Source organism: Prochlorococcus marinus CUG1435, assembly GCA_017644375.1.
GTDB lineage: Bacteria > Cyanobacteriota > Cyanobacteriia > PCC-6307 > Cyanobiaceae > Prochlorococcus_A > Prochlorococcus_A marinus_AH.
The window spans coordinates 872,825-883,898 of record JAEPLP010000001.1 but is presented as its reverse complement, the minus strand read 5'-3'; the positions used below and the strand labels follow the sequence as shown (position 1 = coordinate 883,898).

The following is an 11,074-nucleotide window of genomic DNA, read 5'->3' as shown; positions in this document are numbered from 1 at the left end:
ACGACGATATAAGTATATTGGTGATCAAAGAATTGTTTAAATAAATCTAATTTATTATATTCTTCTTTAATTGAACTGTAGTTTTTTAGGATGTTTTAAATAACGAAATGATTTGTTTTTAAGTCTTTATATTATCATTTTTAGCATTTCTTACCCACTTTTTTGAGCTCATATTTTGATTATTATCAAAATTAAAAAAATTTAAAGATTTTGTAAAATTCTTAACGCCAAGATTAAAAGCCTCTAATAATTTTGAAAGATTATTTTTTAATTCCAGAAAGGTAGTTAATTTATTTTTTTCTTTCTCAGTCAATTGATTCCATCTAAATGAAAAAATCTCTGCTAGATAAATAGCCGCTAGTACGGTAAAAAAAAGGAAAATTAAAACAAAAGATTCATCTAGAGTTTTATTTTTGAGAATCAATATCAAACCTATCAATAAATTCAAGAAAGCTTTTAATAGGTCTTTTGTTCTACCTAACTCAAGATAAATTAAAGGTACTAATAAAAATATAATCCCAGTAATAATATAAAAAGAGCCCAAATAAACTAATAAATTATTCATTAAAATCTGAATTTAATCTAATTATAAGAAGTAGATGTTGTTAAACAAACTTAGTATCAGAATTTCCTTAAGTGCGGTCGGGGAGACTTGAACTCCCACACCCGAAGATACGAGTACCTAAAACTCGCGCGTCTACCAATTCCGCCACGACCGCTTAATTAAAATAATAATTGAAAGAGGTTTATTTTAAAAATATTTTTAACTTAAGATGATTAATTTGACACATAAAAATTAAATTTAATATATCCTTAAAAAATTTCCGATCTAAGCATGCAATCATATAGAAATATTAGTTATATTGGTTAAAGAATATAAGAAACGATTTCAAACCTTACCAAAAAAAATACATCAAAAATTACTAATTCTTCAAGAACTTTTAATTGGCAAAAGGAGATAAAAAATTATGTAGATCCGCCAAGTTTCTGGAATCCAACATTAGGTCTTTTTTTTGGCGGATATTTCCTCGCTTTTCTTAGCATATGGCAATGGTATAGGGGTGTTTGGCCTCTACCTTTACTTGTAGCAACAGCTTTTTTAGCTTTACATATTGAAGGCACTGTGATTCATGATGCTTGTCACAAAGCTGCTCACCCAGTTCCTTGGATAAATCAAGCCATGGGTCATGGATCAGCAATTCTTTTGGGATTTAGTTTTCCAGTTTTTACAAGAGTACATCTACAACACCATATTCATGTAAATCATCCTAAAAATGATCCTGATCACATCGTTAGTACTTTTGGTCCAATTTGGCTAATAGCTCCAAGATTTTTTTATCATGAAGTTTTTTTCTTTCAAAGAAAACTTTGGCGAAAATATGAATTACTTCAATGGGGAATTGAAAGATCTATCTTCATTACAATAATTTTAGCTGGCATAAAATTTGACTTTATGAATCTAATTTATAATTTATGGTTCGGACCAGCATTAATGGTAGGTGTTACTTTAGGAATATTTTTTGATTATTTGCCACACAGACCTTTTCGATCAAGAAACAAATGGATAAATTCCCGAGTTTATCCAAGCAAATTTATGAATCTATTAATAATGGGTCAAAATTACCATCTCATTCATCATCTTTGGCCTTCGATTCCCTGGTTTGAATACAAAGTAGCCTATGAAAAAACAAAGCCATTACTCGATATGAAAGGCTCACCTCAAAGAGTTGGCATATTTGAAAGTAAAGATGATATTTTTAACTTTATTTATGATTTACTAATAGGTGTAAGAAGCCATAGCAAAAAAAGGGGGAAGGTAAGAAAAATCATAAATTTATATCCAGGCTATAAAATAAAAAAATTTTTACTAAAGATTGTCAACAAAACATTTATAGGAAGCAACTAAATCATTCGCTCATAATTTTTGGCACTTTATAGTATTTATCTTCTCTAGATGGACCCAATTCTAAAAGCTCTTCTTTGCAATCAGAATTTTTCCTTTCATCCTTTCTAAAAACATTAGTAACCTCAATTGCTCTTGTTGTGCATGGCACATCATTGGTATCAATTTTTTGAAGTTGTTTTATATATTCCAATATCTTTTCTAGTTGTTCCGCGTGATTATTAATTTCATCCTCGTTCAGTTCCAATCTTGCTAAATGCGCAACTTTTTTCACTTCCTCTTTAGTTATTTTTGTCATGACTTTAATGTCCTCTTAATAGATAATAGTTTATTTAGAACACTTATCTATAAATTCTTTAAATTTGAATAATTAAAAAATAATTTTTAAATCTCATTGAAAGTAAATATATAAATTAATGGCGTAAATTATCTTTCTCAGCTAAAAGTAATATTAGATTAATTTTGAAAAATACAAAAACACTTATTTCCAAAAAATTTTTTTTATCGGCACTCTAAACTTGTTGCACCAGATTTGATAGGCTGTTACCTCATAAAAAAAAATAATAATTTAGATCAAGTTAAAGGGGTTATTGTTGAAACTGAAGCTTATTCACAGGAAGAAGAGGCCTGTCATGGCTACCGCAAAATGACTGAATCAAATAAATCATTATTTGGCAAACCAGGGACATTTTATATTTATAAATCTTATGGGATTCATCATTGTTTAAACATAGTTACAGATAAGGAAAATTTTGCGAGTGGCGTATTAATAAGATCAGTTTTTATCTCTAAAAAGAACGAAAGGTTAGCTTCTGGACCTGGCCTAGTTACTAAGGCGTTCAGTATAGACATTTCATTTAACTCACTTGAAGTCCTCAATAACAAATCTTTATGGATTTCTCCAAGAGACTGGAATCTAGAAGAAAAAGATCTTATTCAAACTACAAGAATTGGCATATCAAAGGCAAAAAATATAAAATGGCGTTGGTATCTTAAAAATAGTGGGAGTGTAAGTAAAAGATTAAAAGGTGACAGAACACCTAAATTTCAATAATCATTTATCTTTTTAAGCGTAATGCAAATTTGGCCTCATAAACATATTCATACATTAGCTAATTTTTCAATTAAAGATTATGAGTCAGTATTTGAATTAGCTAATAGATTTGACGCACTAAAGAATGCAGGAACGAGAAAGATACCTGCTTTACAGGGGACTTTAGTAACGTCTTTATTTTTTGAAGCTAGTACAAGAACAAAAAATAGTTTTGAGCTTGCAGCAAAAAGGCTTTCTGCTGATGTCCAAACATTTGCACCATCCTCTAGCTCTTTAACAAAAGGAGAAACAATAATTGATACAGCCATAACTTATTCTGCTATGGGGGCGGATACATTAGTTATCAGACATTCATCAAGTTACATAACCTTTGAGATCGCTAAAAAACTTGATGCTATAAATTCCAGGACTTCCGTTCTTAATGCGGGAGATGGATTACATAGTCACCCTAGCCAAGGATTACTTGACATCTATACTTTGATAAAATTCTTTTCCAAAAAAACACTGAATCCAGAGGTTTTAAATTCCAAAAAAATTTTAATAATTGGAGACGTTAATCATTCAAGGGTTGCCAGATCAAATCTTTGGGCTTTGAGTGCATTCGGCGCAGAGATAATCTTATGTGGTCCAAAGACATTAATACCTGATGAATTTGTCAATTTTTTAAAAACACCCGCACCAAATCAAATAGAAGATCCTGTTAAATCAAGAGGTTCAATAACAATTTCTAGATCATTGGAAGAATCAATAAAAACCGCCGATGCGATTATTGTTTTAAGACTCCAAAAAGAAAGAATGATGGAGAATTTACTAAGTAGCATAGATTCATATAGTTTGGATTATGGCTTAACCCCAGAAAAATTATCCTTGAATAATAAAAAAATTCCAATTCTTCATCCTGGTCCTATTAATAGAGATATTGAAATAAGTAGTAAGGTAGTAGATCAATATCCTAATTGCTTAATTAATAATCAAGTTGCAAATGGTATTCCTATAAGAATGGCTTTGCTTTATCTATTACAAAAATACAACAAATAAATTTATAGCAACTTAAGACTTTCAGTAAAGAAACCATAAAATAATCCTAATCTTAAAGAATCTATTAAAAGTACTAAAAATTTCTTTTTCCTTTCAAATCTAAAATTTCTTCTTAGAAATATTAAGATCTCGATAAAAACTACTGATAAGAACGCAGCGATAGGATCCATGAGCTCCACAACAGCACTTACCATACCAAGAGAACTCCCAAAAAAGTAGCCAATTAAAAGTGTAATCAATGAAATTGAATATCTTCGCCATGGATTATTAGCCCAAATACTTAATGTCTGAATATTTTCCACAATTTTTAGCTGAAATTTTGTCTTTTGAGGTTTAACAACCATTTTGTATTAAACTAAGCCGCTTCTGAGTTTGATTGAATTTTAGTATTTCCTTCTATTAATTCAAGCAATGCTTCCAACTGAGCCATTAATCCCCTTAACTCGCCAGGTTCAGGGAAAAGATCATCTTCTTTTATTCCTAAATGCATTTCTCTGAGCTCTTGTCTTAAATAGCGAATGTGACTAATGACCTGCTCTCTTTTAGTTTGCGACATGATATGAATTATGACTTTAATATCTTAAGAGAGAATATTTTTGAAAAGGAGAGATTGCATATTAATGATTGAGAATGAAGATAAATTACCTAACAACAATTGGAGAAGTTTATGAATATTGAAATTTCCATATCCTTGAAAATATTTACTTAATGCTTGTATCAATCTTAAATAATTACTTGAGGCTTTATTATTAGATTATGTTGTTTGCCTCAATATGAAATTCATTTCTGAAAATCAAATAAGTGCGGAACTAGTTAATTCTTTTGATGAAGAAATGACCCTTGAGCTGGCTAAAAGGCTAGAGGAAGATAACTATAATACTCCATTTGATGGTTTAAAAGACTGGCACTTACTGAGGGCGCTTGCAATCAATAGACCTGAATTAACAACTAATTATATCCATCTTCTCGATCAGGAACCTTTCGATGAAAACTAAAATTAATGACACCAAAATAAAGGTTCTTTTATTAATAACAGGGAGTATTGCAGCTGTAAGAATTCCATTATTAGTTAGCCAATTAGCGAAAGAAAATTATGAAATAAGATGCGTTTTATCTAAAAATGCAGAAAAATTAATAAAGCCGCTTTCTCTCTCTATCTTGAGTAGAAACCCTTGCATTTTAGAAAATGATCAATGGTCCAATAATCAATCAACACCTCTTCACATAGAACTAGGTAATTGGGCTGATATTTTAATCATCGCGCCTTTAACAGCGACAACATTAGCAAAATGGGTAACTGGGAATGCAGAGGGATTAATCCCAAGCATCTTAATAGCAAATATAAAGCCAATTATTGTTGCACCAGCTATGAATACGCAAATGTGGCTAAATAAAGCCGTCCAAAAAAATTATGAGTATTTACAGAATTACGGAAATGTTTTGTCTTTGCAACCAAGTGAAGGCCTCCTAGCATGTGATGCTATTGGCATCGGTAAGATACCTCCAAATGATCTAATTCAATTAGCTCTTGATTTTATAGCTTCACATAAACAAAATGAATATCGCAAAGATTTACTCAATAAAAAAATTTTAATAACTGGAGGGTGCACCTCAGAAAAAATTGACGCGGCAAGACACATTACTAACAAAAGTTCTGGAACTATGGGCCTACTTCTTTCTCAAGTAGCTAGGTTCAGAGGAGCACAAGTTAAATATGTCCATGGGCCTCTGAAAATCGATAAGAATCTTACTGATGGAATAAAAAGATATGCAATTGAAACTAGTGTTGATTTAATTAAGACACTTAATAATGAAATATCAAATTGCGATTATTTTTTCATGAATGCAGCAGTATCTGATTTCAAATTAACCTCTGAAACTTCAGCTAAAATACCAAAAAATGAAATTAATGATCATTTGAATAAAAACTTTGAGCTAGTCCCAGATATTTTAAAAACAATTAGTAAATCAAAAAAAGATAACCAAGTTTTTATAGGCTTTTGTGCTTTTACAGGATCTATCCAAGAAGCACGAATAACAATTAAAGAAAAGATTATCCAAAAGGGTTGTGATTATCTATTCGCAAATCCAATTGATCTTGAAGGCCAAGGATTTGGCTTTTTGGCACAAAATGAAGGTTGGCTTTTCGATACGAACAATAATGAACACTACATTAACAAAACATCAAAAATTGACTTAGCAAATAAATTAATAACCCAAATTATTTCATAAAAAAAATAAAAAAAAATTTTTTAATTTGTATTTTTTTGTAATCTTAATCATTAAAAATAATGTGATAGCTTAAAATAATTCCAGTTTTTTAAAATCTAAAAAGCTACGGGTTGTTTCGAGGATTTAAAAGTCCTATCTTTTATCTTCCTTTCCTTGTAATATCCGTACTGAACTATTTAGATGACGTTTAATCTATCGTCACAGAACTTTACTGCAACTTTAATTATGAGAATTCGTTCTTTCTTAGCTTTTGTTATTTCAATCTGTATAACTTTTGCTTTCGTACCTGTTAAATCATTTGCTTTTTCTGAAAGAGGAAACGCACAGTTCACAGATGTTGTTAACACAGGAAAAGCTAATGATTGCCCTACATTAGACTCATCTCTTGTCGGATCAATATCTCTAGGAAATGGAGATAGCCTTAAAGGAATATGCATGCATCCAACAGAAGTATATGTAAAAGTGCCAGGGACAAAACGAAAAGCTGCAGAATTTGTTTCTACAAAAATTATTAGTCCTAGAAATAACACCACAGTGACAGAAGTTTATGGAGATATAGATTCAGGAACTTTCACCGAAAAAGGTGGTATTGATTTTCAACTTATTACAGTATTAACCCCTGGTGGTTTAGAAGTGCCATTTGCATTCTCAGCAAAAGATCTTAAGGCTGATTTACCTTCATCTATTGAGCCAGGTACTGAGGTTAGTGGTTCAACATTTACACCTAACTACAGAACTGGTGATTTTCTAGATCCTAAGGCGAGAGCCAAAAATACTGGTGTTGAATATGCTCAAGGTTTAGTTGCATTAGGAGGAGATGACGAAGAACTTGCAAAAGAAAATATTAAAGTTGATGTAAACGGTACTGGAGTTATTACTCTTTCAATCAACAATGTAGATTCTGACACAGACGAATTTGCTGGTACTTTTGAAGCTATCCAACCTTCAGATACAGATATGGGTTCAAAGGATCCACTTGATGTGAAAATAATTGGCGAGCTTTACGGAAGAAAGGCATAAATCCTACTTAAGAAAAAAAGGGGTTTAACCCCCTTTTTTTTTTCAAAATTTTTCTTTATCAATTTAAAAAATGGAATTACAACAAAAAATTAAACCAGATACTAATGGACTAATACCGCCTTATGGAGGGGAACTAAAAAATTTAATTATCAAAGATAGAAACCTTAAAAATGATCTTATCTCTAAAGTTACTTATGAGTTTGAATGTAGCGAGAGAAATGCATGCGATGTTGAACTTTTGATGGTTGGAGCTTTTTCTCCATTGGAAGGTTTTATGGATGAGAATAACTACAATTCGGTAATTAAAAATAATAGAAACACAAACGGGTTGCTTTTTGGCTTGCCTATTGTATTTGATTCAAATAATGAAAAAGTAAAAGCTGGAGAGACAATATTGCTTACTTTTAAAAAACAAAAAATAGCCGTTTTAGAAGTTAGCTCTAAATGGGAGCCTGATAAATCCTTAGAAGCTGAACTTTGTTATGGTACTAATTCTCTAGATCATCCTGCTGTTAAGATGATTTTTAATGAGAGAGGGAGATTTTATATAGGAGGAAGAATTTATGGTTTCGAACTACCAATTAGAGAGTTTCCCTGCAAAACCCCAGAAGAAGTTAGATCTACACTGCCATCAAATCATGATGTAGTTGCATTTCAATGCAGAAATCCAATTCATAGAGCACATTATGAATTATTTACTAATGCCTTACTCTCTGATAATGTCTCCTCTAACTCAGTTGTTTTAGTTCATCCAACTTGTGGGCCAACTCAACAAGATGATATCCCCGGTAAAGTTAGATATTTAACGTATAAAGAATTAGAAGAGGAAATATCTGATGAAAGAATAAAATGGGCTTTTTTACCTTATTCAATGCACATGGCAGGGCCAAGAGAAGCCCTTCAACATATGATAATTAGGAGAAATTATGGTTGCACCCATTTTATTATCGGTAGAGATATGGCTGGCTGTAAGTCATCAGTAACTGGTGAAGATTTTTATGGCCCGTATGACGCCCAGAATTTTGCGAATAAATGTGCAGACGAATTGATGATGAAGACTGTTCCTTCAAAAAATTTAGTTTATACGAAGGAAAAAGGATATATTACAGCTGAAGAAGCTAAAGAATTTAATTATGAAATCATGAAACTTAGTGGTACTGAATTTAGAAAGAAATTGAGGAGTGGCGAACCAATTCCTGAATGGTTTGCATTCAAAAGTGTAGTAGATGTTCTTAGACGCTCTTAATAATGTTTTATTATTAGTATCATGTAATTATTAAAAATTATTTATCGTGAACAAACGCTGGAGAAACGTAGGACTTTATGTTCTAGCTGTTATTACTGTAATCTTCATTGGTACTTCTGTATTTGATAAACCTAGTACAGAAAATGCTACAAAGACCTTAAGATATAGTGATTTTATAGAGGCAGTTCAAGATAAAGAAATCAGTAGAGTACTAATATCTCCAGACAATGCGACGGCTCAAGTAGTTGAAAATGATGGAAGCAGATCTGAGGTCAATTTAGCCCCAGACAAAGATTTATTAAAAATCCTAACTGAAAATAATGTAGACATTGCTGTAACCCCCACAAAATTAGCTAATCCATGGCAACAAGCTGTAAGCAGCTTGATTTTCCCAGTACTTTTAATTGGAGGCTTATTTTTTCTTTTCAGAAGATCTCAAAGCGGGAACGCTGGAGGTGGCAACCCTGCAATGAGTTTTGGCAAGAGCAAAGCCAGACTACAAATGGAACCATCTACACAAGTAACCTTTTCAGATGTTGCTGGTGTTGAAGGTGCAAAATTAGAACTCACAGAAGTTGTAGATTTTCTTAAAAGCCCAGATAGATTTACTGCAGTCGGAGCAAAAATCCCAAAAGGAGTTCTTCTCGTTGGCCCTCCTGGTACAGGAAAAACATTGCTAGCAAAAGCAGTAGCTGGAGAAGCAGGTGTACCTTTTTTCTCAATATCCGGTTCAGAATTTGTAGAGATGTTTGTAGGAGTTGGAGCTAGCAGAGTTAGAGACCTTTTTGAACAAGCCAAAAAGAATGCTCCTTGTATAGTGTTCATTGACGAAATAGATGCAGTTGGAAGACAAAGAGGTGCAGGTATGGGCGGAGGAAATGATGAAAGAGAACAAACACTAAATCAACTTCTAACCGAAATGGATGGTTTCGAAGGTAATTCTGGAATAATAATAGTTGCTGCTACAAATAGACCTGATGTCTTAGATTCAGCTTTAATGCGACCTGGAAGATTCGATAGACAGGTAACAGTAGACAGACCAGATTACGCTGGTAGATTACAGATATTAAATGTTCATGCTAAAGATAAAACTCTTTCAAAAGACGTTGATTTAGATAAAGTTGCTAGAAGAACACCAGGATTTACTGGTGCAGATTTAGCTAATCTTTTAAATGAAGCAGCAATATTAGCAGCTAGAAAAGATTTAGATAAAGTAAGTAATGATGAAGTTGGTGATGCCATTGAAAGAGTTATGGCTGGCCCAGAAAAGAAAGATAGAGTCATGAGTGATAAGAAAAAAGAATTAGTTGCTTACCACGAAGCTGGTCATGCACTCGTTGGAGCATTAATGCCTGATTACGATCCAGTAGCCAAAGTTTCAATAATTCCTAGAGGTCAAGCTGGAGGTTTAACCTTCTTTACTCCAAGTGAAGAAAGAATGGAATCTGGTCTTTACTCACGTTCTTACCTTCAAAATCAAATGGCTGTAGCTCTTGGTGGAAGAGTTGCTGAAGAAATAGTCTATGGGGAAGAAGAGGTAACAACTGGCGCTTCTAATGATTTACAACAAGTTGCAAATGTAGCAAGACAAATGATTACTAAATTTGGTATGAGTGACAAAATAGGTCCAGTCGCTCTAGGTCAATCTCAAGGTGGAATGTTTCTTGGAAGAGATATGAGTTCCACAAGAGACTTCTCTGAAGACACAGCTGCAACAATTGATGTAGAGGTTTCAGAGCTTGTTGATGTTGCCTATAAGAGAGCTACAAAAGTATTATCCGATAATAGAACTGTTCTTGACGAAATGGCTCAAATGCTAATTGAAAGAGAAACTATAGACACTGAAGATATACAAGATTTGCTTAATCGATCAGAAGTTAAAGTAGCGAATTATATCTAGTTTAAAAAAATAAATACTTAATGAATATTAAAGAAGATTCTTTTTCTGATTTGCAACTAAAAGAATCTTTTTTTTTGCTCGTAAAACCCGAAGATAATATTTACTCAAATACTTATATAAGAAATTCATTTTTTGAAGAATTAGGTGGCTTAGTAAAATTAGGATTAAAGAATATTGAAATAAGTTGGTCAAACAACGAAAAGTGGTTGGATTTTGTATCCGAAATCAAACACAAATTTCCAAGAATTAATTTAGGATCTGCCTCCATAGTTAATAAACAATCAATAGAAGATTCATTAAAAATTGGATTAAATTTTTCTATGATGAAATTCTGGGATAAAGATCTTTTCAATTATTCGAAGTCAAAAAATTATTTATTAATTCCAGGAATTAAAAATTTAAAAGATCTTGAGGAAGCGATAACTTTAAATTGCAACATTATCAAAATTTATCCAATAAAAAGTAAAGCTAGTTCCATAAATATACTCAACTTTGAAAGTATCGATTTCATTGCTGCTGGAGGCCTATCAATCAATGATGTAAAAACTTATAAATCTTTAGGATATAAAGCAATCGTGATTGGGGATAAAGGTATTATAAATAAAAAATTCGATCAAAAAATATATGAATGGCTCAAAAATAATTAAATCAAAGATAAATATAATTTATTTAAGAAAACTA

General features: G+C 31.9%; 13 protein-coding genes and 1 tRNA gene. 9 read left to right on the top strand and 5 right to left on the bottom strand.

Annotation, left to right across the window (positions count from 1 at the left end):
- Window positions 1–118 precede the first annotated feature (118 nt).
- Window positions 119–565: a hypothetical protein gene (locus tag JJ844_04900; GenBank protein ID MBO6975016.1), complete on the bottom strand. Its 447-nt coding sequence runs from the start codon at window positions 563–565 to the stop codon at window positions 119–121.
- A 72-nt stretch (window positions 566–637) separates the two neighbouring features.
- A tRNA-Leu gene (locus JJ844_04895) sits at window positions 638–719 on the bottom strand.
- Window positions 720–1,042: 323 nt separating this feature from the next.
- Between JJ844_04895 and JJ844_04890 the strand changes: the two genes are divergently transcribed.
- Entirely contained in the window at window positions 1,043–1,906 is an 864-nt protein-coding gene (locus JJ844_04890) for a fatty acid desaturase (GenBank protein ID MBO6975015.1), read from the top strand.
- Between the two features lies 1 nt (window position 1,907).
- Here JJ844_04890 and gatC read toward each other — a convergent pair whose 3' ends face one another.
- Window positions 1,908–2,201, bottom strand: a complete 294-nt coding sequence (gatC, locus tag JJ844_04885) for an Asp-tRNA(Asn)/Glu-tRNA(Gln) amidotransferase subunit GatC (protein MBO6975014.1) — start codon at window positions 2,199–2,201, stop codon at window positions 1,908–1,910.
- A 171-nt stretch (window positions 2,202–2,372) separates the two neighbouring features.
- Between gatC and JJ844_04880 the strand changes: the two genes are divergently transcribed.
- Together JJ844_04880 and JJ844_04875 are read left to right on the top strand one after the other, a co-directional pair.
- Complete coding sequence (locus JJ844_04880) at window positions 2,373–2,957, top strand: DNA-3-methyladenine glycosylase (GenBank protein MBO6975013.1); 585 nt, start codon at window positions 2,373–2,375, stop codon at window positions 2,955–2,957.
- A gap of 21 nt (window positions 2,958–2,978) precedes the next feature.
- Entirely contained in the window at window positions 2,979–3,995 is a 1,017-nt protein-coding gene (locus JJ844_04875; GenBank protein ID MBO6975012.1) for an aspartate carbamoyltransferase catalytic subunit, read from the top strand.
- Window positions 3,996–3,997: 2 nt separating this feature from the next.
- Here JJ844_04875 and JJ844_04870 read toward each other — a convergent pair whose 3' ends face one another.
- On the bottom strand, window positions 3,998–4,339 hold the full coding sequence (locus JJ844_04870) for a DUF565 domain-containing protein (protein ID MBO6975011.1): 342 nt from the start codon (window positions 4,337–4,339) through the stop codon (window positions 3,998–4,000).
- 11 nt (window positions 4,340–4,350) lie between these two features.
- Entirely contained in the window at window positions 4,351–4,551 is a 201-nt protein-coding gene (locus tag JJ844_04865; protein ID MBO6975010.1) for a hypothetical protein, read from the bottom strand.
- A 217-nt stretch (window positions 4,552–4,768) separates the two neighbouring features.
- Between JJ844_04865 and JJ844_04860 the strand changes: the two genes are divergently transcribed.
- The 6 genes from JJ844_04860 to JJ844_04835 all read left to right on the top strand — a co-directional run bounded on the left by JJ844_04860 (window position 4,769) and on the right by JJ844_04835 (window position 11,040).
- The gene (locus JJ844_04860) at window positions 4,769–4,990 is read left to right on the top strand and encodes a DUF2555 domain-containing protein (protein ID MBO6975009.1); all 222 of its coding nucleotides are present in this window, start codon (window positions 4,769–4,771) and stop codon (window positions 4,988–4,990) included.
- Window positions 4,980–6,227, top strand: coding sequence for a bifunctional phosphopantothenoylcysteine decarboxylase/phosphopantothenate--cysteine ligase CoaBC (coaBC, locus tag JJ844_04855; protein ID MBO6975008.1), 1,248 nt, complete (start codon window positions 4,980–4,982; stop codon window positions 6,225–6,227). The genes JJ844_04860 and coaBC overlap by 11 nt, the downstream gene beginning before the upstream one ends.
- Window positions 6,228–6,452: 225 nt before the next feature.
- Entirely contained in the window at window positions 6,453–7,247 is a 795-nt protein-coding gene (locus JJ844_04850; GenBank protein MBO6975007.1) for a photosystem II manganese-stabilizing polypeptide, read from the top strand.
- Between the two features lie 70 nt (window positions 7,248–7,317).
- A complete protein-coding gene (sat, locus tag JJ844_04845) occupies window positions 7,318–8,493 on the top strand; it encodes a sulfate adenylyltransferase (protein ID MBO6975006.1) in 1,176 nt (391 codons plus the stop codon).
- Window positions 8,494–8,539: 46 nt separating this feature from the next.
- Complete coding sequence (gene ftsH, locus JJ844_04840) at window positions 8,540–10,393, top strand: ATP-dependent zinc metalloprotease FtsH (GenBank protein MBO6975005.1); 1,854 nt, start codon at window positions 8,540–8,542, stop codon at window positions 10,391–10,393.
- Window positions 10,394–10,413: 20 nt separating this feature from the next.
- Window positions 10,414–11,040, top strand: coding sequence for a bifunctional 4-hydroxy-2-oxoglutarate aldolase/2-dehydro-3-deoxy-phosphogluconate aldolase (locus JJ844_04835; protein ID MBO6975004.1), 627 nt, complete (start codon window positions 10,414–10,416; stop codon window positions 11,038–11,040).
- Window positions 11,041–11,074 lie beyond the last annotated feature (34 nt).